Genomic DNA, 25947 nt, shown 5'->3' with positions numbered 1-25947 from the left:
GAGGCCCTTTCTCCTCATCTTCCTCACGACGCGTTTCGCCGTGAGACGGATTTGGCACCTTCCCTAGCCGGGAGCCTCGCGAAATGATCAACGGTGATCTACGAGAACCGACTGGAGGGTTGCCGGGGCTTCATCGGGCCGTATCCCTCTGCCCCTCTGGATGAGCGGTATGAAGTTGTGGTCGGCGGGCGGTCCAGGACATGCGATGGTCACCCGCGTTGTTCAAGACTGTAACCGACAACCAGGACAGTTGAGATAGTCCGTCCGAACCGCGAGACGGATCACCCGGACCACACACGAAGGAGCCGCCTACGTGCTGGAAGAAGTCGAGCGCTGGCTGAGCACCCGCTCCTGGTCGGTGACCGATCGCCCGCTCCACCAGATCATGGCCGCCAAGCAGCGCACCGGGCAGACGGTCAGTGTCGTGCTGCCCGCGCTCAACGAGGAGGAGACGGTCGGTGACATCGTCTCCGTGATACGTCACGACCTGGTGCGGCAGGTTCCGCTCGTCGACGAGATCGTCGTCGTCGACTCGGGGTCGACCGACCGCACCTCCGAGGTCGCCGCCGCGGCCGGCGCCACCGTGGTGCACCGCGACGACATCCTGCCCAGGCTGCCCGCCCTCCCGGGCAAGGGCGAGGTGCTGTGGCGCTCCCTGCTGGTCACCCGCGGGGACATCGTCTGCTTCATCGACGCCGACCTGAAGGAGTTCTCCTCGGACTTCGTCCTGGGCATCGTCGGCCCGCTGCTCACCGACCCCGGCGTCGACCTGGTCAAGGGCATGTACGACCGTCCCCTGGGCGGCGCGGCGGGTCAGGGCGGCCGGGTCACCGAGCTCATGGCGCGCCCGCTGCTGAACATGCACTGGCCGCAGCTGGCCGGCTTCGTGCAGCCGCTGGGCGGCGAGTACGCGGCCCGCCGCAGCCTCCTGGAGCAGCTGCCGTTCCCCGTCGGCTACGGCGTCGAGCTGGGCATGCTGGTCGACGCGCTGCACCTGGTGGGCCTGGACGCCCTCGCCCAGGTCGACGTCGGCGTCCGCAAGCACCGCCACCAGGACGGCCAGGCCCTGGGCCGCATGTCGGCGGCGATCTACCGCACGGCCCAGCTCCGCCTGGCCCGCGGCCACCTGATCCGCCCGTCCCTGACCCAGTTCGAGCGGGGCCAGGAGGGCTTCGAACCGCGCACGTACTCGGTGGACACGGAGGAACGCCCGCCGATGACGGAGATCCCGGAGTACATGAAGAAAAAGGCTGCGTAAGAGCGCCCCGTCAGGGGCGCGGGGCTGTATCGATGTGCGGCTCCGCCGCGTGGGCGCGACCAGCCCCCACCGGCCGGTAGCCGACCACGCGCCCCAAGGGAACGTTTGAGCGGTTGCACCCCGGGCTAGATGTCGAGTCATGGCTCCCTCCCACACCGCCCACGTACTGGTCGCATCCAACAGAGGCCCCGTCTCGTACGAGGTCCAGGAGAACGGCGAACTCACAGCGAAGCGCGGCGGCGGCGGCCTGGTCTCCGGCCTCTCGGCGATCGGGCCGGAGGCCGACGCCCTGTGGGTCTGCTCGGCGCTCTCCGACGGCGACCGCGAGGCCGTGGCGCAGGGCGTCGGCGAGGACGGCGTGCGGATGCTCGCCATCCCCGCCGACGTGCACGCGGACGCGTACAACGGCGTCGCCAACTCGGTGCTCTGGTTCGTCCACCACCTGCTCTACCAGACCCCGCTGGAGCCGGTCTTCGACGCGGAGTTCCGGCGCCAGTGGGCGTCGTACGAGACGTACAACCGCGCCTTCGCCGAGGCGCTGGCGGAGGAGGCGGCCGAGGGGGCGGCGGTCCTGGTGCAGGACTACCACCTGTGTCTGGTGCCGGGGATGCTCCGCGAGCTCCGCCCGGACCTGCGGATCAGCCATTTCTCGCACACGCCGTGGGCGCCGGTGGACTACTTCCGGATGCTGCCGGACGACATCGCGGCGCAGCTCCTGCGCGGCATGCTCGGCGCCGACCGGCTCGGTTTCCTCACCCGCCGGTGGGCGGACGCCTTCACGGCCTGTGCCACGGCGTTCGCGGGCGGGCTCGGGGACACGCAGGTCGGGGTGCACGGGCTGGGCGCGGACGCGGACTTCCTGCGCGAGCGCTCGCACGCGGCCGATGTCGAGGAGCGCATCGTCGGTCTGCGCGAGGAGATCGGCGCGGGCCGGAAGACGGTCGTGCGGGTGGACCGGACCGAGCTGTCGAAGAACATCGTGCGCGGGCTGCTCGCCTACCGGCGGCTGCTGGAGTCGCGGCCCGAGTGGCGGGAGCGGGTCGTGCACGTGGCGTTCGCCTACCCGTCCCGGCAGGACCTCGCGGTGTACCGGGACTACACGGCCGAGGTGCAGCGGGTCGCGGACGAGATCAACGAGGCGTTCGGCACGCCGGGCTGGACGCCGGTCGTGCTGCACGTCAAGGACGACTTCGCGCGCTCGCTCGCCGCGTACCGGCTGGCCGACGTGGCGCTGGTCAACCCGATCCGGGACGGTATGAACCTGGTCGCGAAGGAGGTGCCGGTGGTCTCCGACGAGGGGTGCGCGCTGGTGCTGTCGCGGGAGGCCGGGGCGTACGAGGAGCTGGGTGAGGACGCGATCACGGTCAACCCGTACGACGTCGAGCAGACGGCGGCGGCCCTGCACGAGGCCCTGACGTTGCCGCCGCACGACCGCGCCGAACGCGCGAAGCGGCTGGCCGCGGCGGCCACCGCCCTGCCCCCGGCCCAGTGGTTCCTGGACCAGCTGAACGCGCTGAAGGCGCTGGACGCATGAGCCTTCCCACGCCCAGCACCCCGGCCGGCCACGACGGTCTCCAGGCACTCCTCTCGCACCCGAGCGGAGCGGTGATCGGGCTGGACTTCGACGGGACGCTCGCGCCGATCGTGGCGGACCCGGAGCGGGCGCGGGCCCATCCGGAGGCGGTGTCGGTGCTCGCCGCGCTGGCCCCGAAGGTGGCCTCGGTGGCGGTGATCACCGGCCGCCCGGCCGAGGTCGCGGTCCGCCACGGCGGATTCGCCGGTGTCGCCGGTCTGGAGCACCTGACCGTGCTCGGCCACTACGGCGCGGAGCGCTGGGACGCGGCGACGGGCGAGGTCACGGCGCCGGAACCGCACCCGGGTGTGGCGGCGGTCCGCGCGGAGCTGCCCGCCCTCCTCGACGGCACCGGCGCCTGGATCGAGGAGAAGGGCGGCCGGGCGGTGGCCGTCCACACCCGCCGTGCCCCGGATCCTCAGGCCGCCTTCGACGCGCTCCGCACTCCCCTCACCGACCTGGCGGTCCGGCACGGCCTGATCGTCGAACCCGGCCGGCTGGTCCTGGAACTGCGGCCGCCGGGCATGGACAAGGGCGTGGCCCTCCAGACCCACATGCGCGAGCTGTCGGCCACCTCCGTCCTCTACGCCGGCGACGACCTCGGCGACCTCCCGGCCTTCTCCACGGTCGAGAACCTCCGCACCACCGGCACCCCCGGCCTCCTGGTGTGCAGCGGCAGCGACGAGGTCACGGAGCTACGCAAGAGGGCTGACCTGGTGGTGGACGGCCCGGACGGCGTGGTCACCCTGCTGCGCACACTGGCCGAACACCTCACCTGACCGAACGGCTTCACCCGGCGACCCCGTCCCGCCGCCGACGGCTACCGCTCGGAGCGTCGCGCGTCCCGTACCCGGCGCAGCCTGTTGACCGTCACCGGGTCGTGGGCCAGGGCGCGTTCGTCGTCCAGCAGGGCGTTGAGGAGCTGGTAGTAGCGGACCGGCGCCAGGCCCAGCTCCTCGCGTATCGCGCGCTCCTTCGCGCCGGGGCCGGAAAAGCCGCGGCGCTCCAGGGCGAGGACGTCCCGCTCCCTGCGGTCCAGCTCCGGATGCTCCATACCGAAAACCGTAGCCCCCGCCACTGACAACGCGAGCCGTTCTGCTACTCCGCGTTCTGCGCGGTCAGCTGAAGCTCCCGCAGCACCTCCTCGGGGCTCCCGCCGGGGCTCACCGCCGACCCGATCCGCTTCTTCACCGCCGCGCTCACCGACGCCCAGGACGTCTTGTCCACCGGCGGCAGTTCGGAGGTGGGCAGCGCGTCGAGGAAGGGCTTGAGGTCGGCGTCCCGGGAGGCCCCGCTCATCGTCGTGGACGCGGAGTTGGTCACCGGCAGCAGGTCGTACTCCCGCGAGAACGCGAGCACGTTCTTCTCGCTGTACACGAAGTCGAGGAAGTCCCCCACCTGCTCGGCGTGGCCGTTCTGCTTGAACGCCGTCATCCAGTCGGCGACACCCATGGAGTTCTTGGTCGGCCCAGCCGCCCCGGGCATGGGCACCATCCCGAACTTCACCCCCTTCGCGGCGGCGATCTTCATCAGCGAGGGATGCCCGTTGAGCATGCCGACGTCCCCCGCGGCGAACGCCGAGAACGCGGCGGCCCGGTTGAGGTTCTCCGGCGCGGCGGGCCCGGTCAGCCCCTTGCCGACGAGGTCGTCCTTGAGCCAGTTCATCGTCGTGACGTTCTCGTCGGAGTCGATGCCGTACGTGCCGACGGAGTCGATGTACCCGCCGCCCCCGCTGAGCAGCCACTGCATGGTCTCCGCCTGCGCCTCCTCCGGGCCGAGCGGCAGCGCGTACGGGTACTTCACCCCGTCCGCCTTGAGCGCCTCGGCGTCGGCGGCCAGCTGCTTCCACGTCCTGGGCGGGGTGAGGCCGGCGTCGGCGAAGAGGGTCTTGTTGTAGAAGAGGAGCCGGGTGGACGCGGCGAACGGCATCCCGTACTGCATCCCGTTGATCCGGCCCGCGGCACCGAGCTGCGCGACGAAGTCGGCCTGCTCGCGGATCCCGATCAGGTCGTCGGCCTTGTAGAGCAGCCCCTTGTCGGCGTAGTCGGCGTACGAGCCGATCTGCGCCATGTCGGGCGCCTCCCCGGCGGCGACGAGCTCCTTGACCTTGCGGTCGACGTCGGTCCACGAGTACACGCTGACGTCGATCCGCACGCCGGAGTGCTTCGCCTCGTACTCCTTGACGAGCGTGTCCCAGTACTTCCGGGAGCTGTTGGCGGCGCTGTCGCCGTAGTCGGCGGCGACCAGTCTCAGCGTCACCTCGTCCGATCCGCCGCCCAGGCCGCAGCCGCCCAGGGCCGCCGTCATGCCCAGTGCGGACACCGCCGCGATCGTTCCCGTCCTACGCCGCCGCACCGACAACCGCCCCACACTCACGTTCGAAACTTTCGAAAAGTCATACATATCTCTGCCCTAAGGTCTACACCACGTAAGTGGACTAGACCTCTTGCGGGTCGAAGGGCCACACTGTTCCCCGTGAGACATGTCATCGCCCTCGACGTGGGCGGCACCGGGATGAAGGCGGCCTTGGTCGGCGCGGGCGGCGAACTCCTGCACCGGGCCCGCCGCGCGACCGGCCGCGAACGCGGACCCGACGCGGTCGTCGACGGCATCCTCGACTTCGCCGCCGAACTGCGCGCGTACGGCGTCGAACAGCTCGGCGCCCCCGCGCTCGCGGCCGGCGTCGCCGTCCCCGGCATCGTCGACGAGGAGCACGGCGTCGCCGCCTACGCCGCCAACCTGGGCTGGCGGGACGTCCCCCTGCGGGCGCTGCTCACCGACCGCCTCGGCGGCGCCCCCGTCGCCCTCGGCCACGACGTCCGCACCGGCGGTCTCGCGGAGGGCCGCATCGGAGCCGGTCAGGGCACCGACCGCTACCTGTTCGTCGCCCTGGGCACCGGCATCGCGGGCGCGATCGGCATCGCGGGCCGGGTGGAGGCAGGCGCGCACGGCTTCGCGGGCGAGATCGGCCACGTCGTCGTACGGCCCGGGGGCACCCCCTGCCCCTGCGGCCAGCGGGGCTGCCTGGAGCGCTACGCCTCCGCGGCGGCGGTCAGCGAGGCCTGGGCCGCGGTCACCGGGAACCCGGAGGCGGACGCGGCGGACTGCGCGCGGGCCGTGGACGCCGACGACCCGAAGGCCCGGGAGGTCTGGCAGCACGCCGTGGACACCCTGGCCGACGGCCTGACCACCGCCCTCACCCTCCTGGACCCCCGCACCCTGATCATCGGTGGCGGCCTGGCGGAGGCGGGGGAAACCTTGTTCACACCGCTGAGGGAGGCGGTGCGCAGCCGGATCACCTTCCAGAAATCCCCGACGATCGTCCCCGCGGCGCTGGGGGACACAGCGGGCTGCTTGGGCGCGGGCCTGCTGGCCTGGGATCTCCTCGACAAGACCGACGGTACGGAGGCAACGAGCTGATGGCAGCCCACCCAGGGGCGCGGGACAGTGCTGAATTTGCGGCTACCGCCGCGCGGGCGCGACCAGCCACAACGAACCCGCACCCCGCAACGGCCAACACCCCCCTCGTCCTGTCCGGCGCAACGGTCGTCCTCCCCACAGGCCCGGTGAAGAACGGCCAAGTAGTAGTCGAGGGCACCCGCATCACCAGCACCACCCCGGAAACCGCCCAGCTCATCGACGTAACCAACCACTACCTGGTCCCGGGATTCATCGACCTCCACAACCACGGCGGCGGCGGAGCCTCCTTCACCTCGGGCACCCCCGAGGAGATCCTCAAGGGCATCCACACCCACCGGATCCACGGCACCACCACCCTCGTCGCATCCACCGTCACCGGCGACATGGACTTCCTCGCCCAACGGGCCGGCCTCCTCTCCGAACTCGCCGAGCAGGGCGACATCGCCGGGATCCACTTCGAGGGCCCGTTCATCTCCCCCTGCCGCAAGGGCGCGCACTCCGAGGCGCTGCTGCGCGACCCCGACCCCGCGGAGGTCCGCAAGCTGATCGACGCGGCGCGTGGGCAGGCCAGGATGCTTACCCTCGCCACCGAACTCCCCGGCGGCCTCGACTCCGTGCGGCTGCTCGCCGAGCACGGGGTCATCGCGGCGATCGGCCACACGGACGCGACCTACGAGCAGACGGTCGAGGCGATCGAGGCGGGCGCGACCGTGGCCACCCACCTCTTCAACGCGATGCCGCCCCTCGGTCACCGCGATCCCGGCCCCATCGCCGCCCTCCTGGAGGACGAGCGGATCACGGTCGAGCTCATCAACGACGGGACGCATCTGCACCCGGCCGCGCTGCAACTGGCGTTCCATCACGCGCGGGCGAAGAGGGTCGCCCTCATCACCGACGCCATGGACGCGGCGGGGTTCGGCGACGGCCGGTACATGCTCGGCCCCCTGGAGGTCGAGGTCAGCGAAGGGGTCGCCCGTCTGGTGGAGGGCGGTTCGATCGCCGGCTCGACCCTCACGCTGGACCGGGCGTTCAAGCGGGCGGTGACCGTCGACGGCCTGCCCGTCGAGGACGTGGTCGCGGCGATCTCCGCCAACCCGGCCCGGCTGCTGGGGATGTCCGACCGCATCGGCTCCCTGGAACCCGGCAAGGACGCCGACCTGGTCCTTCTCGACGAGCGGTTCGACCTCAAGGGAGTCATGCGCCGGGGAGAATGGGTGGTCGATCCCCAACTGGGGTGATGTGTCCGGCTGTTGGGGCCGGGTAAGCCCTGGGAGACTGGAGGGCGCAGGGGCACATCATTCCGTCGTCGGGGAGGCCGGCCCAGTGATCCTCACGGTCACGCTGAACACCGCGCTCGACATCACCTATCGCGTACGGTCGTTGCGGCCGCACACCAGTCACCGGGTCACGGAGGTCGTCGAACGCCCGGGCGGCAAGGGGCTGAACGTGGCCCGGGTGCTGGCCGCGCTCGGCCACGAGGTGACGGTGACGGGTTTCACGGGCGGCGCCACGGGCCGTACCGTCCAGGAGCAACTCACCGCCGTGCCGGGCCTGGTGGACGCGCTGGTCCCGGTCACCGGCGCGACCCGGCGCACCATCGCGGTCGTGGACGAGCGGTCCGGCGACACCACGCAGCTCAACGAACCGGGTCCCACGGTGTCCGCGGCGGAGTGGTCCGCCTTCCAGGAGGCGTACGAGGATCTGGTGCCGTCCGTCTCGGCGGTGGCCCTGTGCGGGAGTCTGCCGCCGGGGGTGCCGGTGGGGGCGTACGCGGCCCTGATCCGCACGGCGAAGGCGGCCGGGGTGCCGGTGCTGCTGGACACCAGCGGCGAGGCCCTGCGCCGGGGCGTCGCGGCCCGCCCCGACATCGTCAAGCCGAACGCCGACGAACTGGCCGAACTGACCGGCTCCCACGACCCGCTCCGGGCGACCCAGGACACCCGCCGCCGGGGCGCCCGCGCGGTCGTCGCGTCCCTGGGCAGGTCGGGCCTCCTCGCGGCCACCCCGGAGGGCCGCTGGCGGGCCACCCCGCCGGCCCCCGTCCACGGCAACCCGACGGGCGCGGGCGACGCGGTGGTGGCGGGCCTGCTGTCGGCCCTGGTGGAGAACCTCCCCTGGCCGGACCGCCTGACCCGGGCGACGGCGCTGTCCGCGGCCACGGTGATGGCCGGCACAGCGGGCGACTTCGACCAGGCGGCCTATGAGGGCCTGCTGGAGCGGGTGACGGTGACCGGGGAGGTCAGCGCGGCGTGACTCCTACGAGTCGACGTTCTCCGTCACCCTGAACTGGTCGAGGAGGGCGTTGCACTGGTTGCCCTGCTGGCAGGAGAGCTGGATGGTGTTGGTGCCCTTGGTCAGGGAGACCTGGGCCCAGGTCTCCTGCCATCCGTTGGCGGGCAGCTTGCCGAAGTTCTTCATGTTCAGGGGCCGGGGGGACGACTTCCCGTTGACCGTCACCGTGGCGTTGGCGTCGCCGTCGGGGAGGCCGTAGCGGACGTAGACCCGGTAGACGCCGGCCTTCTTGATGCCGTTGACCGTCCAGGTGACCGAGGCGCCCTGCTGGTTGAAGCCCTGGACGTACACGCCGCCGTCGGACTTGGCGCCCTCGACGTCGGACGCGGTGCTGGGGCCGCCCTCCAGTCGCATCGTCTTCACGTCGGCCTGCGGAAGGTCGGCCTCTTCCTCCGTCGACGACGCGGACGCGCTCGGCTCCGCGCTCTGCGAGACGCTCGGCGTGGTCCCCGCCTGGTTGCCCGTGTCCTTCTTGTCGTCGTCGCCGCCCAGCATGGCCACGCTGATGCCGATGACGACCGCCGCGACCACCGCGATCGCGCCGATCAGCAGACCCTTGGTGTTGGGGCCGCCGCTGCGACCGCCGCCGCCGCTGTAGCCCGGCATGGGCTGCTGGCTGGTGGGGGCCGAGCCCGGGAAGGTCTCGGGGGCCGCGTAGTGCGCGCTCGGCTGGCCGTAGGCGCCCTGCGGCTGCTGCGGGACCTGGCCGTACGCGGCGGTCGGCGCGGTGGGTGCCTGCTGCTGGCCGTACTGCCGCTGGCCGACCGAACGCACTCTGTTGACGGAGTTCGGGTAGCCGTAACCACCGGAGGGCGGTTGGGCCCCATTGGCCTGGCCGTCGGCGTAGAGGTAGCCGAACGGGTCGTCGTCCTCTGGCGTGCTCGCGCCGTTGTTGCCGGACGTCATCCCTTGGTACTCCTCAAGCAGGTGCGATCGGATGCGATACGTGGAGTCAGAATGGCGAGCCTACCCGCTCTCGATGGCCCAAACGGGTGACCCGGATCGCATCAACTCGCTGACCTGGGCGTCAGCCCGCGCGTCTGTGTTGTTTGGGACGAGATCGTTTCTCGACGTACATCCGCTCGTCGGCTGACTTCAACACTTCGTCCGCCGTCATCCCGCAGTGCGCCCAGCCGATGCCGAAGCTGGCGCCGACCCGCACGGCCCGTCCCTCGGCCCGGATCGGCTGGATGATCTCGTTGCGCAGGCGTACGGCGAGGTCGGCGGCGTCGGCCTTGCCGAGCCCGTCGGCGAGGATCACGAACTCGTCGCCGCCGAGCCGGGCCACGGTGTCGCCGTCGCGGACGCACTGGGACAGCCGCCGGGCGACCTCGATGAGAACCGCGTCACCCGCGTTGTGGCCGAACCGGTCGTTGATCGACTTGAAGCCGTCGAGGTCGCAGAAGAGGACCGCGAGCCCCTTGGTGCCGTCGTCGCGGTCCCCCTCGGGGGCGACGGTGTGCACATGGTGGTCGAAGGTGTCGTACGCCTGCGCGCCGCCCTGCCGGAAGTCGAAGCCGTGGCCGGCCGCGTCGAAGGCGGGGTGGCCGAACGCCGCGTCGATCGGCTCCAGGGCGCCGGAGTGGGTGGGGCGCTGACAGAGCCGGGAGGAGAGCCGGGCGCGCAGCTCGGCGGAGTTCGGCAGCCCGGTCAGGGAGTCGTGGGAGGCGCGGTGGGCGAGCTGCATCTCACGCTGCTTGCGTTCCGCGATGTCCTCGACGTGGGTGAGCAGGAAGCGCGGTCCGTCGGCGGCGTCGGCGACCACCGAGTTGCGCAGGGAGACCCAGAGGTAGGTGCCGTCCCGGCGACAGAGGCGGAGCTCCGCGCGGCCGCCCTCCGCCGAGGTGCGCAGCAGGGTGCCTATGTCCTCGGGGTGGACGAGGTCGGAGAAGGAGTAGCGGCGCATCGCGGAGGCGGGGCGGCCCAGCAGGCGGCACAGGGCGTCGTTGGTGCGCAGGATCCGGCCGTGCTGGTCGCCGCCCATCTCGGCGATGGCCATGCCGGAGGGGGCGTACTCGAACGCCTGCCGGAAGCTCTCCTCGCTGGCCCGCAGGGCCTGCTGCTCCCTTTCGAGCCTGACCAGTGCCCGTTGCATGTTCGCACGTAGACGCGCGTTGCTGATCGCGATGGCGGCCTGGAAGGCGTACATCTGGAGCGCTTCACGACCCCAGGCGCCGGGCCTGCGGCCGTTGCGCGGCCGGTCCACGGAGAGCACGCCGATCAGCTCGCCGCACTGGCCGCCGGACACGCTCGGGGTGTACATGGGCGCGAAGAGCCGGTCGGAGGGGTGCCACTCGTCCTCGAAGCGGGGCGCGGGCCCGTCGGTGTACCACTGCGGGACGTCGTCGTCGTCGAGGACCCAGCCCTCGGTGTGCGGTATGAAGACCAGGTCGCCCCAGGTCTCGCCCATGCTCAGCCGTCGCTCCCAGGACTCGCGGGAGCCGGTCCGGCCGGTGATCAGTGCCTCGGCGGCCTGGTTGCCGGAGAGGGCGGCGACCACGAGGTCGCCGTCGGGGCGCACGAGATTGACGCACGCCAGCTCGTAACCGAGTGCGGTGACCACGCCGTTGGCGACGGTCTGCAATGTGTCGGCCAGGCTACGGGCCGTGTTCATGTCGGCCATGACCTGGTGCAGTTGTCGCAAGGACGCTAGACGGACGTAGGGCTCCGACTCGGTCTCCATTGCTTGCCCTCCCCCCGAGACCTCGCAGCGAATCAAGGGTCATCTGTCCAGCCACTGAATCACAGCGCGCTGCCCGCTCGGTACACAGGGTCAACAATTGGCACCTCTTGTGACTCAAGTCACAGCGAAAGGTGAGCAATTGAGCGGGGTTTCTGCGTTTTTCCTGTGCACTTACTGAGCACAAACTTTGGCTCTTTGTGGAGACGCTGGTGGGCGCTCCGCCGGGAGACCTAGGTCCGGTCTCGGGCGGAGGCCCGATGCGCGGCACGCGCCGCCGAGATTAGCGTTTCCGGCGTGTCGAACTCCTCCGCCCCCGCCGCCCCGATGATCCCCTCGCCCACCTCCGGGCATGCTGTGGGGGTGAGCAACGACGAGTTCCGCGCGGCCATGTCCAGGCTCGCCGCGGGTGTGGTCCTGGTGACCGCGTTCGAGCCCCCGCTCGACGCCGACGGCCCCGGCGGCGAGGACGTCGGCATGACCGCCACGGCCTTCCTGTCGGTCTCCCTCGACCCGCCTCTGGTGCTGGTCAGCCTGCGTACCGGCTCCCGGATGGACGACCTGCTCGACGAGCAGCCGCACTGGGCGGTCTCCGTCCTGTCCGAGAGCCAGCGGCACATCGCCGGCCGCTTCGCCATGAAGGGCCGCATCAGCGACCGCCTCCTGTTCGAGGACATCCCGTACGTCCGCGGCGCGGCGACCGGCGCCGCACTGGTGGGCGGCGCCCTCGCCACCCTGGAGTGCCGCACCGAGCAACGCGTCCAGGCCGGCGACCACACCCTGGTGATCGGCCGCGTCCTGACGGCGGAGGTGCCGAGCGCGGACAGCGGGCCGCTTGCCTATTTCCGGGGCAGGTATCGGCAGTTGGGATGAATTCCGTTGGCGGCGCACGCATGCTCCCGCCTAAGGTCCCCGGATGACATTCGCACCACGCCTCGAAGAAGTCACACCCGGGAATTTCGAAACCGCGACCGCGATACGCGTTCACCCCGACCAGGAATTCGCGGTCTCCCCCGTCATGCAGTCGCTCGCCGAGGCCTACGTCCATCCCCCGGGCGTGGCCTGGCCGCGCCTGATCGTCGACGGCGACCGCACGGTCGGCTTCCTCATGGCCTTCCTCGACATCGACTGGCGCGCCGACGGCGGCACCCTGCGCCGCTCCGGCCTGTGGCGGCTGAACATCGCGGCCGACGCGCAGGGTCAGGGCTACGGCCGGTTCGCCGTCGAGTCCGTCGCCGCGGAGCTGCGCCGCCGGGGCACGAAGGAGCTGTACGTCACCTGGCACGAGGGCGAGAAGGGCCCGGCGGAGTTCTACCTCAGGCTGGGCTTCCGGAGGAACGGCGAGCTGAGCGGGGGCGAGACGGTGGGGGTCCTGGACCTCGGGTAGGCCGTGTACGAACGTGAACGCGGCGAGCCTGCTTTTTAAGGGGCGCGGGACTGTATCAATTGCGGCCCCGCCGCGTGGGCGCGACCAGCCACGACGGCGCCGCACCCGACCGACGACCGGTTACCCCCAGTCCCGCCCGGACCGCCCCCGCTTCGTGTCCGACCGCGCCTTCTTCTCCCGCAACCGCCGCTCATTGATCCCGCGAGGGATCCGCGTGGGCCGCCGGGGCTTGGGCGGCGGCGCCGTCGCCTCGGCGAGCAGCGCGGCCAGCCGCACGGCCGCGGTCTCCCGGTTCCGCCACTGCGACCGGTGCTCGGAGGACCGTACGGTCACGACCCCGTCGACGAGTCGCGAGGCCAGCCTGTCGAGGGCCCGCTGCTTCCAGACGTCGGGCAGGGCCTCGGTGCGGGCGAGGTCGAAGCGCAGCTCCACCTGGGAGTCGCTGGTGTTGACGTGCTGACCGCCCGGACCGGACGACCGCGAGAAACGCCACATGAGCTCGGCCTCGGGAAGGGAGACGGAGCCGCGGATGACGTGAGGACCGGACATGGGGTCCATGTTCCCGCCTCTGACCGGTCCACGTCACCCCAATATCCCCGGCCCGCCGCCTGCTCCGGCTTGGGTAAAGAAAGTAAAGAAGCGGGGAACCTTGGACACCTCTCGCGGCGTTCATAGAGGTAGCTGTAGCTTCGTGCCCGTTACTTAACGAGGGAAGGGACTCCCAACAATGGCTGTAAGCCTGTCCAAGGGTGGCAACGTCTCGCTCACCAAGGAGGCTCCGGGCCTGACCGCCGTCACCGTGGGCCTCGGCTGGGACGTCCGCACCACCACCGGCACGGACTTCGACCTCGACGCCTCCGCGATCGCGGTCAACACGCAGGGCAAGGTCTACTCGGACGCCCACTTCGTGTTCTTCAACAACAAGCAGACCCCGGACAGCACCATCGTCCACACCGGTGACAACCGCACCGGCCAGGGCGAGGGCGACGACGAGGCGATCAACGTCAACCTGGCCGGCCTCCCGGCCGACATCGACAAGATCGTCTTCCCGGTCTCGATCTACGACGCGGAGAACCGCTCGCAGAACTTCGGCCAGGTCCGCAACGCCTACATCCGCATCGTCAACCAGGCCGGCGGCGCCGAGATCGCCCGCTACGACCTCTCCGAGGACGCGGCCACGGAGACGGCGATGGTCTTCGGCGAGCTGTACCGCAACGGCGCGGAGTGGAAGTTCCGCGCGGTGGGCCAGGGCTACGCGTCCGGCCTGGCGGGCATCGCGCAGGACTTCGGCGTCAACGTCTGACGTTCCGCTGCGCTGAGCTGAGCGGGAGCCCCTGGTCGTACCGGCCGGGGGCTCCGGCGTCAGGCCTGCGACACGAACGCGGTCCAGCTGGCCGAGGTGAAGGCCAGGCGGGGGCCGGTGGTGTCGTGCTTGGAGTCACGGACGTGGACCGTGCGGGGCGCCACCGCGATCTCGACGCAGGAGTTGCCGTCATTGCCGCCGCTGTAACTGCTCTTGAACCACGCCAGGTCGGAGACCTCCCCGGCAGCGGGCTTGCGGATCATGTTGCTCCCAGCAGTTGTTCGATGAGGACCAGCGACTCCCCTGGTGAGAGAGCCTGCGCGCGGATCGTGCCATACCGCAGTTCCAGGATGCGCAGCTGTTTCGGATCCGAGGTCGCACGACCGTCGGACCGCCCAACCGCCGTACCGTCAGGGAACTTCAGCACCTCGATCCTTCCGTCCAGACCGGAGTGCACCTCGGTGTTCAGCGGCATCACCTGAAGCACGACGTTGTGCAGCCGCCCCACCTCCAGCAGGCGTTCGAGCTGCCGTCGCCACACCATTGTGCCTCCGATGGGACGACGCAAGGCCGCCTCTTCCAGCACGAAGTGAATGGACGGCGCCGGATCGCGCTCGAAGACGGCCTGCCGCGCAAGCCGAGCGTTGACCATGCGCTCCACGTCGTCCGGCGAATACGGCGGCTGCGCGGCGGAGATGACGGCTCGCGCATGCTCCGGGGTCTGCAACAACCCGGCGACGATGTTGCACTCGTAGACGCCGATCTCGACGGCCTGCCCCTCCAACTTGGCCAGCTCGCGGACCTTCTTGGGATACCGGACCTTCTTGACGTCCTCCCAGGCCGCGGAGATGAGCCCACCGGCCCCCAGCACCTCGTCCGCTCTGTCCAGATACTCCTGCCGGGGAATCCGCTTGCCGCCCTCGATCTTGTAGACGAGGTCCTCCCCGTACCCGACCGCCTCCCCGAACTCGCCGGCCCGCATCCCCACGGCCTCCCGCCGCAGCTTCAGTTGCCGTCCGACCGTCGCGATGACCGCGACACCCCACTCGTCGTCCGGATCGACCGTCTCGCCGTCCACGCTCATTCCGCGCCCCTCCGCCGTACGTGCCTACCGCGACGCCCTACCCGTACGACCGCCCCGGACAGCCCGGACACGACCGGACAAGCTCCGGACAGTCACCGTACGTATCGGCTCAGTCACTGTTCACGGTAAGCGAGCGTCAGCACGCTGAGTGACGTGAATCAGGAAACCGCGGTCATCAGGAACTTCAGCGTGCCGCTGTCGGCCACTCCCCGGGGAGCCCGCCTGGCGAGACTGCTGGCGTGCGAACAACTCCGGGAGTGGGGCCTGCCGTTGGACCCGGCGGAGCACATCGTGGCGGAGCTGGCGGCGAACGCGGCGACGCACGGCAGGGTGCCAGGGAGGGACTTCCGCCTGACGCTCTACGTGGTCGGCGACACGTTGCGCATCGAGGTCACGGACACGAGGGGCGACCGCCTCCCGTACCCCGAACTCCCGTCCCCGGACGCGGAGTCGGGCCGGGGCCTCCTGCTGGTGGCCGCCCTGTCCACCCGCTGGGGCGTCTCCCCCGGCCCCGCACCGCGCAAGACGGTGTGGGCCGAGGTGACGTTCCCCTAGCTCTGCGTCCGCCGCCTCTTCCACGCCCTGAGCCGGACGAGAAGCCAGAGCAGGAGGAGAGAGACGGCCACTCCCACAACCAGGTCGAGCAGGGTGTCCGCCAGCTTTCCGACGGAGAAGTCGCGGGCCAGGGAGAACAGGTCGAACACAAAGGTCAGGGCCGCTCTGCCCAGGAGCATCAGGGCGACGAACCCGACGACCTCGTCTCCACGGCCGGCGTTCTCCTCCACTGTCATCTGACGTCGACGAAGTCGCCCGGGGCCGTGGCCGGGGCGGTGGTGGAGGTGCCGGCGAAGGAGTAGCGGTAGTAGCCGTCGACCGTGGCCTTGGCCGTGGTCTTCAGGACGCCCGTGCTGTTGGTCTTGATCGTCTTGAGGGTGGTGTAGGTGCTGCTGCCCTTCTTGCGGAACTGGAGCTTCACGGGCTGCGAGACATAGCCCGCGTACTTGCCCGTCGACCAGTTCGCGCGGGCGAGCTTGCCCGTGACCGTGATGGTCTTGCCCTTCTTGACCGGCTCGGGAGTCGCGTCGGCGGTCAGCGTGGCGGCCTTCTTGATGGACGCGGTGGTGACGTCGTCGTTGTAACTGGCGTTCGCGTAGAGGTCCCAGGCGCCCAGGAACAGCTTCCAGGTCCCGGCGACGCCGTTGTCCTTCATGTCGGTGGCCGGGTGGATGTTGAAGACGGCCTTGCAGTGGTAGGTGCCCTGCGTGGCCGTCTCCGTGCAGTCGGGGTCGTCGTCCGTCCCGAGGCCACCGGTGATGCCCTCCGTGGTCGAGCTGTCGGTGCCCTGCCAGAGGAACGCCTCGGTGAGCGCGATGCCGTTCTGGTCGGTGGCGGTGTACGTGACGACGACGGACTTCGTGCCGCTGGTGCCGAGCACGATGTCCTTGCCACCGTTGACGACGGCGTTCGAGAACTTGGTGTTCCCCAGCGAGTCGTTCGGCCGGAGCTTCGCCGGCACACGTTCCGCTGCCTGCGCGGCGACCGGAACGGCGAGCGCGGACAGCGCGACGGCTCCGGAGACAACGGCGGTGACCACAAGGCGTATTCGCATGTATCCCCCACGTACGGGTCTGTTGATCTCCGCATCCTAGGAACACGCGCTGGTGGGGTGAAGATTTTTTGTGCAATAAGTGCGTAAGCACCGGCACCTGGGGATCCGGGCGCCGGTGTCGCGGGCGCTCTTTCTGAAAGAACTCCGGGAGAAAGAAACCTCACCAAGCCCCACCCCTCCTCCCGCCGAAGCCGCAGCTCAACTCGCCTCACTCGCCCGAGTGAACATCGCCAACTCAGCTGGATTTCGGCCCGGTTGCTTGCTCTACAGTCAGCGCAACACGACCGCGGACCTGCCGCGGAAAGACAACGGCCCTCGCGGGGACTGGCATCCCGATGCGAGGGCCTAGCCACCAAGGAAGAGATCGCTTCCTGGTGGCAGCCACCTAGGAAGAAATGAGCTTCCCGATGGACACGCAAAACCCTAGCGCGCCCCCGCGCCCCCAGTCCCGTACCGAGGGCAAAAACCACCCCCGCGTGGGTGGCCTCGTTCACGAGAACGCCCGGCACACCGAACGCTTCACGGTGATCGGCAACCACCTCGCCCAGCACCCCGAGCTCTCGCTCGTGGCCAGAGGGCTGGCCCTGTACATCCAGTCCCTCCCCGCCGGCGCCTCCGTGGACATCAAGACCCTCGCGTCCCGCTTCCCCGAGGGCCGGGACCGTATCGCCGCCGCCCTGCGGGAACTGGAGGCCCACGGCTACCTGCGCCGCACCCGCGAACGCGTCGCCGGGGGCCACATCGTCACCCGCACGGTCTCCTGCAACCGGCCTGGTCATCGCAGCCGCGCCGGCGAGGACCAGGCCCCCGGCCCGCCGAAGAAGCGGCAAGAGCCCCGCCCGCGCCGTTTGCCCGCCGTACCGCAGCCGGGCTACCGATCCCCTGCCCTCATCCAGCAGGCCATCGACGTCCTGAGCACCCTGCGCCGCCACGACCCCCGCCTGCTCCTGTCGGCCACGGACACGGAACACCTGGCCCCCGGGGTCGCCGCCTGGCTGGAACGAGACCTGACCCCGACCGCCGTACGCGACGCCCTGACAGCCCGCCTGCCCTCAGAACCCCTGCACCGCCCGGCGGCCTTCCTGGCCCACCGCCTCACAGCAGAACTCCCACCCCTGCCCCCGTACCGACCTCCGGTCCAACCCCCGGAAACCCGCCACCCCCTCCAGACCTGCGACACCTGCGACCGCGCCTTCCGCGCCCCATCCCCGGGCCACTGCCGCGACTGCCGAGGCGATCTCGCGAGCGCGGCCTAGCATGGACGTGACGATCCTGGCCCCTGGGCACAGACGACGAGGAGCGAGTGCCATGACCATCGCCCCGGACGACATGCGGCAGGGCGCATCGCTTCTCTACCGGGCCATGCGGGACTTCGTGCTTTCCACGGACGACACCCTTCCCGGCAAGTTCGAGATCACCAAGGAAGGGATCGTCCTCGACATGATGTCGCCCTCCAAGCCGCACGAACTCACCGTGCTGCGCGTCCGCAAACGTCTGGAGCAGGTGATGCCAGAGGCGCTCGTGGCTCACACGGGCGAACCCGACGTCGAGGACGAGCCCGAAGGCATCATGCGCCGCCCCGATGTCATGGTGATCACCGAGGCGGAGATGGAAGGGGACGGTTCATTCGACCCCCGGACGGTCCGTGCCGCCATCGAGGTCGTCTCCCGCTCCAACCCGGACAACGACTGGGTCAGCAAGGTTCGCGACTACCCCCTGATCGGCGTCCCCGTCTACGCGATCTTCGACCCGCGCACCGCCACCGGCGCCGTCCTCACCGACATCCACCCCACCCCGGCCGGCCCCCGCTACGCCACCCGCAAGGACTTCGTCTACGGCGAGGCCGTCACCATCGGCGACTGGACCATCTCCACGGACGACCTGCCGAGGTACCAGGACTAGCTTCAGCCCCGGAAGATCCGGTCCAGGTGGTACCGGAGTACGGCTTTGGCGGAGTCGGCGTCGCGCTGGCCCACCAGGACGCTGGTGCCGAGGCCCGCGGACATGGCCAGCAGGCCGACCGCCTCGGCGTGGATGTCCGTACCGGCCCGCAGCAGCCCGGTGTCCGCAGCCTGCCGCAGCAGCCCCGCGAGGGTGGTCTCAGCGGCGTCGGGGTCCTTGATGAAGGGCTGGGCCGCGAGGGCCTCGTCGGTGACCGAGAGGACGGCGTACGAGGTGTAGAGGTGGTGGAACAGACGGCTCTCCTCGTCGACCGGCAGCGCCGCCATCAGCAGCGCCTCGATCACCGCCCGCGGCCCGGGGTCGTCACCGGCGGCGCGGACCCGGGCGGCCACCCGTTCCCCGAACCTGTCGGCCAGGTGCCGTAGTCCGAACAGGAGCAGCTTCTCCTTGGACTCGAAGTAGTACTGCACCAGCCGCAGGGAGACACCCGCTTCGGCCGCCACGTCCCGCATCCCGACCGCGTGCAGCCCCTGCCGCCCGGCGGCCCGGACGAGGGCCCGCGCGATCTCGGTGCGCCGCTCCGCGTGATCCACGCGCTTGGGCATGGTTCGACCTCTCCGCTCCTGGTCCGCTACCGGGACTCCGCCACCGATTTTTTATGATACAGCCGTACCATTTTCGTGGTACGTTCGTATCACAAAGATCGACTGCCCAGGAGGTGGCCGTGCCCGAGCCCACAACCGCCCGTTCCCAGCCCGATGTCGGCCGCTTCGTCAGCGACGCCTGGCGCGACCGCTACTTCGCCGCCTGCGACGCGGTCTACGCGCTGGGCGCACCCGCCGCCGCGGAGCTGGACGTGGAGACGTCCTTCGGGACCACGCACGTCTACCGCTACGACCCCCAGGACCCGGCCGCCCGCGAGCGCACCCCCGTCGTCCTCGTCCACGGCGCCGGCTCCTGCTCCGCCATGTGGTATCCGAACACCCCCGCCCTCAGCGCCGAACGGCCTGTCTACGCCATCGACACCCCGGGCGACCCGGGCCGCAGCGTGCAGCGGGCACCCCTCCACGAGCCCGAGCGGGCCGCACAGTGGCTGGACGAGACACTCGCCGGGCTCGAGCTCGACCAGGTGCACCTCCTCGGCTCGTCGTACGGCGGCTGGCTCGTCCTGAACCAGGCACACCGCGCACCGGAACGCCTCGCGTCGGTCACGCTGCTCGACCCCGGGGGCCTGGAGAAGGTGGGGCTGCGTTTCTTCGTATGGATCTTCGCGAGCCTGTTCGCCACCTTCGCGCCCAAGGCGCTGCGGCCACGTCTCGCGTCCTGGCTGGAGCAACCCGTACTCGTCGTCCCGGAACTGCGCACCATGATCCGCACGGCGGTCCGCGCCTACCGCATCCGCCGTCCGGTGCCGCAGCCACTCACCGAGGCCGAACTGGGTGCGATCCGCACGCCGTTGTACCTGGTGCTCGGCAGGCGCAGCCTCCTGGTCCACCCCGACCGGCAGGTCGAACGCGTACCCCGGCTGGTCCCCGGCGCCAGGGCCGAGATCATCTCCCGGACCGGCCACGGCCCGCAGATCGACCACGCGGAACTGACCAACCGGAAGATGCTCGACTTCATGGACGCCACGGAGATCGGCCGACCGGCAACGCACTGAACGCCGGTGACGAAACTGGGTCCAGTTCCCGGAAGAGTCGTGAAGAAACCAGGCAGATTGGCTGTGTGTTCTTCGAATCGCCGGGCAACAGGATCGGCGGAGGTTGATAACTATGGTTCCCCTGCTTGTCGTTCTGCTTCTGGCCCTGCTTCTCTTCGGTGCGGGATTCGCGCTGAAGGCCCTGTGGTGGCTCGCCGTCATCGTGCTGGTCGTCTGGCTGCTCGGCTTCGTGCTGCGCAGCGCGGACGCGGGCGGTCGTAAGGGCCGCTGGTATCGCTGGTAGGCAGTCACAGGGAAGCAGCAGCCGGTTTGTGGGGCCCCGGGCAGGTTCGTTCCCGGGGCCCCAGGCATGTTCAGGTGCCGATCTTGTCCAGCTCGGTGACGTCCTCGTCCGAGAGGGTCAGGCCTGCGCCGGTGATGTTCTCGCGCAGGTGGGCCACCGACGAGGTGCCGGGGATCAGCAGGATGTTCGGGGACCTCCGGAGCAGCCAGGCCAGGGCGACCGACATCGGCGTCGCGTCCAGCCGGGTGGCCACGGCGGTCAGCGCCGACGACTGCAACGGGGTGAAGCCGCCGAGCGGGAAGAACGGCACATAGGCGATGCCCTCGGCGGCGAGGTCGTCGATCAGGTCGTCGTCGTGGCGGTGGGCGAGGTTGTACAGGTTCTGGACGGACACGATCGGGGCTATCTCCCGCGCCTCGGCGACCTGTTCCGCGGTCGCGTTGCTCACTCCCAGATGCCGGATCAGGCCCTGCCGCCGGAGTTCCGCGAGCGCCTCGAAAGGCTCGGCGAGCGAGCCGGGGCGGGGGCCCTGCGCATCGCTGAGGCGGAGGTGGACCACGTCGAGCGCGTCGAGACCGAGGTCCTCCAGGTTCTCGTGGACCGCGCGACGCAGCTGCTCGGGCCGCCGGGCGGGAGGCCAGCCGCCCTGTCCGTCGCGTTCCGCACCGACCTTGGTCACGATGTGCAGCGAGGCCGGGAAGGGGTGCAGCGCCTCCCGGATCAGCCGGTTGGTGACGCGTGGCCCGTACGCGCCGGCGGTGTCGATGTGGGTGATGCCCAGGTCCACGGCCTCCCTCAGGACAGCGAGCGCGCCGTCATGGTCGGCGGGCGGGCCCATGACCCCTGGTCCGGCGAGCTGCATGGCGCCGTAGCCGAAGCGGGTGACGGTCAGGTCGCCCAGGGCCCAGGTGCCACCGGGCAGTGCGGTGGACGGTGCGGCGGACGATGTGCTCATGGCTGTGTCTCCCCTGCTGAGCCGAAAGGGCGTCGGGTGAGTCAAAAGGACATCGGGCCGCGACGCCGTCGATGTGCTCGATGGTCGGCCGACCCGGACCGGCGCCGCCAATACCGAAGCGGTGTCCTGTGATACCCGGCGGGTATCACCGGCCGGTTACGCTGGACGGGTGGAGACCCTGGAAACCCGCGAGTTGAGATACTTCCTGGCCGTCGCCGAAGAACTGCACTTCGGCCGTGCCGCCCAGCGCCTCGGCATGGCCCAGCCCCCGCTGTCCCGGGCCGTCCAGCAGCTGGAGCGGCGGCTCGGCGTCCGTCTGCTGGAGCGCGACCGCCGCGGGGTCGCCCTGACCGACGCGGGAGAGATGCTGCTGCACGAGGGCCGCGCGGCCCTGGACGCGGTCACCGCCGCCGCCCGCCGGACCTCCCGGGCCGGTGCGACCGACGGCACCGGTGCCCGCCGCAACCGGCTGGTGCTGGCGGTCAAGGCCGCCGCGTCCCACGAGTTGCTGCACAAGCTCCTCGACGCCTACGCCGCCGAGCCCGGCGCGGTCGAGGTCGAGGTGCTGCCGAGCGGCACGTGCGAGCAGGGCGAGATGCTGCGCGACGGCCGCGCCGACGTGGCGCTCATGCACACACCGTTCAACTCCCTCGCCGGATTCGACAGCGAGGAGTTGCTGACCGAGGGGCAGATCGCCGTCCTGCCCGCCGGGCACCCCCTCGCCGCGCGCGCGTCGCTGTCCCTGGCCGAGGTCACCGACGTGACGGACCTGCCGCTGGCCCGCTGGTCCCACGACGGCACCTACCCGCCCGGCCCGGGCCCCGAGATCCACGACCAGACGCAACTGGCCCAACTGATCGCGCTCGGCCGCACGGTGGCGGTCTTCCCCGACTCCGCCCGCGCCTGGCTGTGGTCGGACCACGCCGCGGTCCCCCTGACCGACGCGCCCCCGGTCGTCACCCACATCGTCTGGCCCGCCCACAGCCGCTCACTCCCCCTCGCCACCCTGATCCGCACGGCGACCCGGCTCTGACCGCCCCGCCGGGAGACCCAGCCGGACCCGGAGACCCGGCCGCGACCGCCCCGCCGGGGACCCTGCCGCACCCGGGTGACAGCAGGCGGCAACTACCGTGCCGGTATGCGTCTCAGCCCCCTCCCCCTCACGCCGGACCGTGACATCCCGGCCCCTCTCCTCACCGAACTCACCGCCCTCTACGCCGCCAACCGGGACTTCCACGCCCTCAGCGGTGACTTTCCCGATCCCGACGACATCCGCCCGGAGCAGGTGGCCGCCGAACTGGCCGACGAGTTGGCGCAGCCGGACGCGGAGGTGCTGCTCGCGCGCAGCCAGGGGCACCTCGTCGGGGTCGTGGTCACGCTCGGCCGCCACCCCGACCCGGCCGACCCGGACCCCTGGATCGGGCTGCTGATGGTGGACGCCGCAGTGCACCGGCAGGGCCACGGGCGGGCGATGGCGGAGCTCGTCGAGGACCGCTTCCGCGCCGAGGGCCGTACCGCCGTACGCCTCGCCGTCCTCGACGGCAACGACCGCGCCCTCGCCTTCTGGACGGCCCTCGGCTACGAGGTGATCGACCACCGGGCCGACCGCGGCCGGGGCCGGCCCTGCGCGGTGCTGCGTAAGGAGCTGTCGGGCGGGAGCCGCGGCTGAGGGGCGGTGAGCAGGACGGCCGATGGCCTCAGGACCCCGGTTTCGGGGGCTTGCCCTCGCCGTACAGCCAGTCGTCCCAGATCGAGGTGAAGTCCTTGTCCGGGGCCTGCTTCTCGACGTACGCCGTGAAGTCGGCGGTGTCCGCGGTGCCGTGCCGGTGGACCGTCGCCCAGCCCCGCAGGATGCGGGCGAAGACGGTGTCGCCGACCGTCCGCCGGATCAGGTGCAGGACCATCGCGCCGCGCACGTAGACCGGGCTGTCGGAGATGTGCGCGGCGCTCGACGGCTTGGCGGGAGGGAAGGCCCAGACGTCGTCGTCCGCGCCGCGGGCGTACACCTCGTCGAAGATCTGCTGCGCGCTTCTTCCGCCGTGCTTCTCCTCCCACAGCCACTCGCCGTAGGTCGCGAAGCCCTCGTTGAGCCACATGTCCTGCCAGCTTCGCGGGGACACCGAGTCGCCGTACCACTGGTGGGCCAGCTCGTGGACGAGGGTCGCGGTGTCGGGCGGGCCGGGGAAGAAGGGGCGGTTCTGGGTCTCCAGGGCGTACCCCGCGGAGCCCCGGGGGCCGACGATCACGCCCGCGGAGGAGAAGGGGTACGGCCCGAAGGTGTCCTCCTCCCACCGCAGCACCTCCGGGGTCCGCGCCAGCACCTTCCGGCTCGCGGCCACCTCCGTCCGGTCGACGGCCGTGTACAGGGGCAGGCCGGAGGGGGTGGTGGAGCGCTGGATGTCGTAGTGGCCGATTGCGAGGGTGGCGAGGTAGCTCGCCATGGGCTCGGCGGTGTGCCAGGTGGACGTCGTACGGCCGTCCGCGGTCCGCTGTGCCGTCAACTCGCCGTTGGAGACGGCCTGGAGGCCCTCGGGGACGGTGATCGTGAGGTCGTAGGACGCCTTGTCGGAGGGGTGGTTGTTGCCGGGGAACCAGGCCATGGACCCGGTGGGTTCGCCGAGGGCCACCGCGCCGTCGTCATTGGGCAGCCAGCCCTCCTCGGAGCCGTCCGGGTCGGTGATCGTCTTCGGGGTGCCGGAGTAGCGGACGGTCACCCGGAAGGCGCGGCCCTCGTCGAGGTCGTGGTGCGGCCGTACGGTCAGCTCCTGACCGGCGCGGTTCCAGCGGGCCCCGTCGCCGTCGACGGTGACCTTCTCGACGTCCAGGCCGTCGAGGTCGAGGTCGAAGGCGGTGAGGTCCTGGGTGGCTCGGGCGGTGAGGGTCGCGGTGCCGGAGAGGTGCTCGGTGTGCGGGTCGTAGGCGAGGTCGAGGTCGTAGTGGGAGACGTCGTAGCCGCCGTTGCCCGCCTTGGGGAAGTACGGGTCGCGCAGGCCGGAGCCGCCGGGGGTGCCGTGCACCCCGCCGTCGCACCCGGTCAGCAGGCACGTGGTCAGGGCGACCGCGAGGAACAGGAAGAGGGGGGAGCGGGCGGAGAGGGGAGTGAGGTGAGCGAGGGGGGCGTACGGCGCGGAACGGGGCACGCGGCGATCCTACGAGCCCCCCGTGACACCATCACGTACGTGCTCGACATCGGCTACGCCCTCTCCAACCGCTTCCCTGACCCCCCGCAGACCGACTACCGGCGCGCGGACGTGCACGCGCTGCGGCACGACCTGTTCTGCGGGGACGTCTATCTCGCGGACACCAAGGAGGACCGGGAGCTGTCCACAGCCTGGGGATGGGTGCCGGTGCTCGACTTCGCGTGGGCGCTGTGCGACATCGCCGAACGCCTCGACCGCGACCCGGCCGGCTCCCGCGCCTCCCGCCCCCAGCACGCGGAACTCGACTTCACCGAGTCCACGGACCGCATGCTCTTCGAGCGCCGCTTCGGCTGGGTGGACGTCGAGGCCGACTGGATGCGGGCCGAGGAGCCCCCGCTCACCTTCTCCCACGCCGAACTCCGCCGCGAGGCACGTGACTTCCTGCACGACCTGATCGCCGACCTCATCGACCTCCACGAGGACCTGGGCGAGAACCCGGCGATCTGGACCCTCCAGGCCCGCTTCCCACGGGTGAAGTGACCGAGAGCAGCTCCCGGATCTCCTCGGGTCGACCCCGGCCGTGGGGTGCCGCTCGCCGGGTCCTCACCGAGCGCTGACCTGTCCGGACGGACCCCGGGGACCCCTACTCCACCCTGATCCCCACCTCCGCCGCCAGCACCGGGGCCAGGTCCAGGAGTTGGGACGGGCTGATCACAGCCCCGGCCAGGCGGTCCACCCCCCGCGCGATCTCCAGTGACGCGGCGCCGCGCAGGTCCACGTCCTTGAGGGTCGCCGCCGTGAGGTCCACGCCCTTGAGCGCGCAGTCCACGAACTCCACGCGCTCCAGCCGCGCGCCCCCGAAGTCCGGCTCCACCAGCACACAGCCCTCGAAGACGACGTCCCGCAGAACGGCCGTCCGCAGGTTCAGGTAGTCGATCTTGCCGCCCCGGATCACGACCCGCTCCAGGGCCGCCCCGTGCAACTGCACTCCGCCCAGGCGGGCGTCGACCAGCTCGACGTCCCGGAGGGTCGACTCGGCGAGATCGGTGCCGACACCCCGGACCCCGGTGAGGACCGAGTCCAGGAAGCGGGCGTGGTGCAGCCGGGTCTCGTCCAGTGCGCAGCCTCTCAGCGCGCAGTCCATGAAACGGGCCCCCGCCCCGTCCTGGCCCGCGAAGTCCGTCTCCGGGAACTCCAGCCCGTCGTAGTCCCCGTCCGGCTCCAGCTCCCCTCCCCCGAACGGCTCCAGCGGCGGCAACCGCACCTCCGGCCGCCGCGCCCCCTTCACCCTGCCCGCACCCGTCCCTCGGCTCACCATGCCCCCATCCTGCACCCCACCGCTGACAACCTCCCCGACCTGCAACAACAGCCCCCATGTCACATTCCGGCGCCCTCCGGCAG

30 protein-coding genes and 1 riboswitch are annotated in these 25947 nt (G+C 70.9%); of the genes, 17 read left to right on the top strand and 13 right to left on the bottom strand.

Annotated elements, in window-relative coordinates:
- Positions 1-11: 11 nt before the first annotated feature.
- Positions 12-167, bottom strand: a riboswitch (SAM riboswitch).
- 146 nt (positions 168-313) lie between these two features.
- From AQJ54_RS36095 to otsB, 3 genes are all read left to right on the top strand, one after another.
- Entirely contained in the window at positions 314-1258 is a 945-nt protein-coding gene (locus tag AQJ54_RS36095) for a glucosyl-3-phosphoglycerate synthase (RefSeq protein ID WP_062033642.1), read from the top strand.
- A gap of 139 nt (positions 1259-1397) precedes the next feature.
- Positions 1398-2792, top strand: coding sequence for an alpha,alpha-trehalose-phosphate synthase (UDP-forming) (locus AQJ54_RS36090; RefSeq protein ID WP_062244802.1), 1395 nt, complete (start codon positions 1398-1400; stop codon positions 2790-2792).
- Entirely contained in the window at positions 2789-3610 is an 822-nt protein-coding gene (otsB, locus tag AQJ54_RS36085; RefSeq protein ID WP_062244799.1) for a trehalose-phosphatase, read from the top strand. The genes AQJ54_RS36090 and otsB overlap by 4 nt, the downstream gene beginning before the upstream one ends.
- 41 nt (positions 3611-3651) lie before the next feature.
- Here the strand turns inward: otsB and AQJ54_RS36080 are convergent, their stop codons facing one another.
- Together AQJ54_RS36080 and AQJ54_RS36075 are read right to left on the bottom strand one after the other, a co-directional pair.
- Positions 3652-3885 carry a DUF3263 domain-containing protein gene (locus AQJ54_RS36080; protein WP_062033651.1) on the bottom strand — a complete coding sequence of 78 codons (234 nt, stop codon included), beginning with the start codon at positions 3883-3885 and terminating at the stop codon, positions 3652-3654.
- Between the two features lie 44 nt (positions 3886-3929).
- Positions 3930-5234 carry an ABC transporter substrate-binding protein gene (locus AQJ54_RS36075; RefSeq protein ID WP_449487249.1) on the bottom strand — a complete coding sequence of 435 codons (1305 nt, stop codon included), beginning with the start codon at positions 5232-5234 and terminating at the stop codon, positions 3930-3932.
- A 72-nt stretch (positions 5235-5306) separates the two neighbouring features.
- On the opposite strand from AQJ54_RS36075, the gene AQJ54_RS36070 reads away from it, so the two are divergent.
- The 3 genes from AQJ54_RS36070 to AQJ54_RS36060 all read left to right on the top strand — a co-directional run bounded on the left by AQJ54_RS36070 (position 5307) and on the right by AQJ54_RS36060 (position 8504).
- Positions 5307-6251, top strand: a complete 945-nt coding sequence (locus tag AQJ54_RS36070) for an ROK family protein (protein ID WP_062244796.1) — start codon at positions 5307-5309, stop codon at positions 6249-6251.
- Positions 6251-7489 carry an N-acetylglucosamine-6-phosphate deacetylase gene (nagA, locus tag AQJ54_RS36065; protein ID WP_248845510.1) on the top strand — a complete coding sequence of 413 codons (1239 nt, stop codon included), beginning with the start codon at positions 6251-6253 and terminating at the stop codon, positions 7487-7489. The genes AQJ54_RS36070 and nagA overlap by 1 nt, the downstream gene beginning before the upstream one ends.
- An 85-nt stretch (positions 7490-7574) precedes the next feature.
- Positions 7575-8504 (top strand): 1-phosphofructokinase family hexose kinase, encoded by a 930-nt coding sequence (locus tag AQJ54_RS36060; RefSeq protein WP_062244793.1) that lies wholly within the window; start codon positions 7575-7577, stop codon positions 8502-8504.
- 3 nt (positions 8505-8507) lie between these two features.
- Here AQJ54_RS36060 and AQJ54_RS36055 read toward each other — a convergent pair whose 3' ends face one another.
- Both AQJ54_RS36055 and cdgB read right to left on the bottom strand, forming a co-directional pair.
- On the bottom strand, positions 8508-9449 hold the full coding sequence (locus tag AQJ54_RS36055) for a CBM35 domain-containing protein (protein ID WP_062244789.1): 942 nt from the start codon (positions 9447-9449) through the stop codon (positions 8508-8510).
- A gap of 121 nt (positions 9450-9570) precedes the next feature.
- Entirely contained in the window at positions 9571-11226 is a 1656-nt protein-coding gene (cdgB, locus tag AQJ54_RS36050) for a diguanylate cyclase CdgB (RefSeq protein ID WP_062033663.1), read from the bottom strand.
- 324 nt (positions 11227-11550) lie between these two features.
- Between cdgB and AQJ54_RS36045 the strand changes: the two genes are divergently transcribed.
- Positions 11551-12096, top strand: coding sequence for a flavin reductase family protein (locus AQJ54_RS36045; RefSeq protein ID WP_107121212.1), 546 nt, complete (start codon positions 11551-11553; stop codon positions 12094-12096).
- A gap of 43 nt (positions 12097-12139) precedes the next feature.
- Positions 12140-12610 carry a GNAT family N-acetyltransferase gene (locus AQJ54_RS36040; protein WP_062244783.1) on the top strand — a complete coding sequence of 157 codons (471 nt, stop codon included), beginning with the start codon at positions 12140-12142 and terminating at the stop codon, positions 12608-12610.
- A gap of 120 nt (positions 12611-12730) precedes the next feature.
- Here the strand turns inward: AQJ54_RS36040 and arfB are convergent, their stop codons facing one another.
- Positions 12731-13159 carry an alternative ribosome rescue aminoacyl-tRNA hydrolase ArfB gene (gene arfB, locus AQJ54_RS36035; protein WP_030318004.1) on the bottom strand — a complete coding sequence of 143 codons (429 nt, stop codon included), beginning with the start codon at positions 13157-13159 and terminating at the stop codon, positions 12731-12733.
- A 178-nt stretch (positions 13160-13337) separates the two neighbouring features.
- Here arfB and AQJ54_RS36030 point away from each other — a divergent pair, with 178 nt between their 5' ends.
- Positions 13338-13913: a TerD family protein gene (locus AQJ54_RS36030; RefSeq protein WP_030318007.1), complete on the top strand. Its 576-nt coding sequence runs from the start codon at positions 13338-13340 to the stop codon at positions 13911-13913.
- Between the two features lie 59 nt (positions 13914-13972).
- Here the strand turns inward: AQJ54_RS36030 and AQJ54_RS36025 are convergent, their stop codons facing one another.
- Both AQJ54_RS36025 and AQJ54_RS36020 read right to left on the bottom strand, forming a co-directional pair.
- Positions 13973-14176 carry a DUF397 domain-containing protein gene (locus AQJ54_RS36025; protein WP_062244779.1) on the bottom strand — a complete coding sequence of 68 codons (204 nt, stop codon included), beginning with the start codon at positions 14174-14176 and terminating at the stop codon, positions 13973-13975.
- Positions 14173-14997 (bottom strand): helix-turn-helix domain-containing protein, encoded by an 825-nt coding sequence (locus tag AQJ54_RS36020; RefSeq protein WP_062244776.1) that lies wholly within the window; start codon positions 14995-14997, stop codon positions 14173-14175. Before AQJ54_RS36020 ends, AQJ54_RS36025 begins: the two co-directional genes overlap by 4 nt.
- 153 nt (positions 14998-15150) lie before the next feature.
- Here AQJ54_RS36020 and AQJ54_RS36015 point away from each other — a divergent pair, with 153 nt between their 5' ends.
- Positions 15151-15552: an ATP-binding protein gene (locus AQJ54_RS36015; protein WP_062244773.1), complete on the top strand. Its 402-nt coding sequence runs from the start codon at positions 15151-15153 to the stop codon at positions 15550-15552.
- Here AQJ54_RS36015 and AQJ54_RS36010 read toward each other — a convergent pair.
- Entirely contained in the window at positions 15549-15788 is a 240-nt protein-coding gene (locus AQJ54_RS36010; RefSeq protein ID WP_159055601.1) for a hypothetical protein, read from the bottom strand. The two genes, AQJ54_RS36015 and AQJ54_RS36010, sit on opposite strands and share 4 nt — an antisense overlap.
- Positions 15785-16606: a hypothetical protein gene (locus AQJ54_RS36005; protein WP_062244768.1), complete on the bottom strand. Its 822-nt coding sequence runs from the start codon at positions 16604-16606 to the stop codon at positions 15785-15787. The genes AQJ54_RS36010 and AQJ54_RS36005 overlap by 4 nt, the downstream gene beginning before the upstream one ends.
- Before the next feature lie 407 nt (positions 16607-17013).
- Between AQJ54_RS36005 and AQJ54_RS36000 the strand changes: the two genes are divergently transcribed.
- Positions 17014-17862, top strand: coding sequence for a helix-turn-helix domain-containing protein (locus AQJ54_RS36000; protein ID WP_062244765.1), 849 nt, complete (start codon positions 17014-17016; stop codon positions 17860-17862).
- Positions 17863-17914: 52 nt separating this feature from the next.
- Entirely contained in the window at positions 17915-18508 is a 594-nt protein-coding gene (locus AQJ54_RS35995) for a Uma2 family endonuclease (RefSeq protein WP_062032572.1), read from the top strand.
- A 2-nt stretch (positions 18509-18510) separates the two neighbouring features.
- Here AQJ54_RS35995 and AQJ54_RS35990 read toward each other — a convergent pair whose 3' ends face one another.
- The gene (locus AQJ54_RS35990) at positions 18511-19113 is read right to left on the bottom strand and encodes a TetR/AcrR family transcriptional regulator (protein ID WP_062244763.1); all 603 of its coding nucleotides are present in this window, start codon (positions 19111-19113) and stop codon (positions 18511-18513) included.
- A gap of 119 nt (positions 19114-19232) precedes the next feature.
- On the opposite strand from AQJ54_RS35990, the gene AQJ54_RS35985 reads away from it, so the two are divergent.
- The gene (locus tag AQJ54_RS35985; RefSeq protein WP_248845509.1) at positions 19233-20168 is read left to right on the top strand and encodes an alpha/beta fold hydrolase; all 936 of its coding nucleotides are present in this window, start codon (positions 19233-19235) and stop codon (positions 20166-20168) included.
- 112 nt (positions 20169-20280) lie between these two features.
- Positions 20281-20451 carry a hypothetical protein gene (locus AQJ54_RS35980; protein ID WP_020140110.1) on the top strand — a complete coding sequence of 57 codons (171 nt, stop codon included), beginning with the start codon at positions 20281-20283 and terminating at the stop codon, positions 20449-20451.
- A gap of 70 nt (positions 20452-20521) precedes the next feature.
- On the opposite strand, the gene AQJ54_RS35975 is transcribed toward AQJ54_RS35980, so the two are convergent.
- Positions 20522-21406: an aldo/keto reductase family oxidoreductase gene (locus AQJ54_RS35975; protein ID WP_062244757.1), complete on the bottom strand. Its 885-nt coding sequence runs from the start codon at positions 21404-21406 to the stop codon at positions 20522-20524.
- Between the two features lie 169 nt (positions 21407-21575).
- Between AQJ54_RS35975 and AQJ54_RS35970 the strand changes: the two genes are divergently transcribed.
- Both AQJ54_RS35970 and AQJ54_RS35965 read left to right on the top strand, forming a co-directional pair.
- The gene (locus AQJ54_RS35970) at positions 21576-22439 is read left to right on the top strand and encodes a LysR family transcriptional regulator (RefSeq protein ID WP_062244755.1); all 864 of its coding nucleotides are present in this window, start codon (positions 21576-21578) and stop codon (positions 22437-22439) included.
- Between the two features lie 105 nt (positions 22440-22544).
- Entirely contained in the window at positions 22545-23075 is a 531-nt protein-coding gene (locus tag AQJ54_RS35965) for a GNAT family N-acetyltransferase (protein WP_062244752.1), read from the top strand.
- A 28-nt stretch (positions 23076-23103) separates the two neighbouring features.
- Here AQJ54_RS35965 and AQJ54_RS35960 read toward each other — a convergent pair whose 3' ends face one another.
- Positions 23104-24546, bottom strand: a complete 1443-nt coding sequence (locus AQJ54_RS35960; protein ID WP_211278623.1) for a M1 family metallopeptidase — start codon at positions 24544-24546, stop codon at positions 23104-23106.
- Between the two features lie 39 nt (positions 24547-24585).
- Between AQJ54_RS35960 and AQJ54_RS35955 the strand changes: the two genes are divergently transcribed.
- On the top strand, positions 24586-25086 hold the full coding sequence (locus AQJ54_RS35955) for a hypothetical protein (RefSeq protein ID WP_020140113.1): 501 nt from the start codon (positions 24586-24588) through the stop codon (positions 25084-25086).
- Positions 25087-25189: 103 nt separating this feature from the next.
- Here AQJ54_RS35955 and AQJ54_RS35950 read toward each other — a convergent pair whose 3' ends face one another.
- Positions 25190-25864 (bottom strand): pentapeptide repeat-containing protein, encoded by a 675-nt coding sequence (locus AQJ54_RS35950; RefSeq protein ID WP_174856938.1) that lies wholly within the window; start codon positions 25862-25864, stop codon positions 25190-25192.
- Positions 25865-25947: the final 83 nt, after the last annotated feature.

It is taken from the genome of Streptomyces griseorubiginosus, assembly GCF_001514195.1.
Taxonomy (GTDB): domain Bacteria; phylum Actinomycetota; class Actinomycetes; order Streptomycetales; family Streptomycetaceae; genus Streptomyces; species Streptomyces griseorubiginosus.
The sequence above is the reverse complement of the archived record's forward strand: the minus strand, read 5'-3'. Positions and strand labels throughout refer to the sequence as shown.

Bases quoted from the DNA above. Each gene is read 5' to 3' on its own strand.
- AQJ54_RS36090 (WP_062244802.1), top strand. From the start codon at position 1,398: ATGGCTCCCTCCCACACCGCCCACGTACTGGTCGCATCCAACAGAGGC.
- otsB (WP_062244799.1), top strand. From the start codon at position 2,789: ATGAGCCTTCCCACGCCCAGCACCCCGGCCGGCCACGACGGTCTCCAG.
- AQJ54_RS36080 (WP_062033651.1), bottom strand. From the start codon at position 3,885: ATGGAGCATCCGGAGCTGGACCGCAGGGAGCGGGACGTCCTCGCCCTG.
- AQJ54_RS36075 (WP_449487249.1), bottom strand. From the start codon at position 5,234: ATGTATGACTTTTCGAAAGTTTCGAACGTGAGTGTGGGGCGGTTGTCG.
- nagA (WP_248845510.1), top strand. From the start codon at position 6,251: ATGGCAGCCCACCCAGGGGCGCGGGACAGTGCTGAATTTGCGGCTACC.
- AQJ54_RS36055 (WP_062244789.1), bottom strand. From the start codon at position 9,449: ATGACGTCCGGCAACAACGGCGCGAGCACGCCAGAGGACGACGACCCG.
- cdgB (WP_062033663.1), bottom strand. From the start codon at position 11,226: ATGGAGACCGAGTCGGAGCCCTACGTCCGTCTAGCGTCCTTGCGACAA.
- AQJ54_RS36045 (WP_107121212.1), top strand. From the start codon at position 11,551: ATGATCCCCTCGCCCACCTCCGGGCATGCTGTGGGGGTGAGCAACGAC.
- AQJ54_RS36040 (WP_062244783.1), top strand. From the start codon at position 12,140: ATGACATTCGCACCACGCCTCGAAGAAGTCACACCCGGGAATTTCGAA.
- arfB (WP_030318004.1), bottom strand. From the start codon at position 13,159: ATGTCCGGTCCTCACGTCATCCGCGGCTCCGTCTCCCTTCCCGAGGCC.
- AQJ54_RS36030 (WP_030318007.1), top strand. From the start codon at position 13,338: ATGGCTGTAAGCCTGTCCAAGGGTGGCAACGTCTCGCTCACCAAGGAG.
- AQJ54_RS36025 (WP_062244779.1), bottom strand. From the start codon at position 14,176: ATGATCCGCAAGCCCGCTGCCGGGGAGGTCTCCGACCTGGCGTGGTTC.
- AQJ54_RS36020 (WP_062244776.1), bottom strand. From the start codon at position 14,997: ATGAGCGTGGACGGCGAGACGGTCGATCCGGACGACGAGTGGGGTGTC.
- AQJ54_RS36010 (WP_159055601.1), bottom strand. From the start codon at position 15,788: ATGACAGTGGAGGAGAACGCCGGCCGTGGAGACGAGGTCGTCGGGTTC.
- AQJ54_RS36005 (WP_062244768.1), bottom strand. From the start codon at position 16,606: ATGCGAATACGCCTTGTGGTCACCGCCGTTGTCTCCGGAGCCGTCGCG.
- AQJ54_RS36000 (WP_062244765.1), top strand. From the start codon at position 17,014: ATGGACACGCAAAACCCTAGCGCGCCCCCGCGCCCCCAGTCCCGTACC.
- AQJ54_RS35995 (WP_062032572.1), top strand. From the start codon at position 17,915: ATGACCATCGCCCCGGACGACATGCGGCAGGGCGCATCGCTTCTCTAC.
- AQJ54_RS35990 (WP_062244763.1), bottom strand. From the start codon at position 19,113: ATGCCCAAGCGCGTGGATCACGCGGAGCGGCGCACCGAGATCGCGCGG.
- AQJ54_RS35980 (WP_020140110.1), top strand. From the start codon at position 20,281: ATGGTTCCCCTGCTTGTCGTTCTGCTTCTGGCCCTGCTTCTCTTCGGT.
- AQJ54_RS35975 (WP_062244757.1), bottom strand. From the start codon at position 21,406: ATGAGCACATCGTCCGCCGCACCGTCCACCGCACTGCCCGGTGGCACC.
- AQJ54_RS35965 (WP_062244752.1), top strand. From the start codon at position 22,545: ATGCGTCTCAGCCCCCTCCCCCTCACGCCGGACCGTGACATCCCGGCC.
- AQJ54_RS35950 (WP_174856938.1), bottom strand. From the start codon at position 25,864: ATGGTGAGCCGAGGGACGGGTGCGGGCAGGGTGAAGGGGGCGCGGCGG.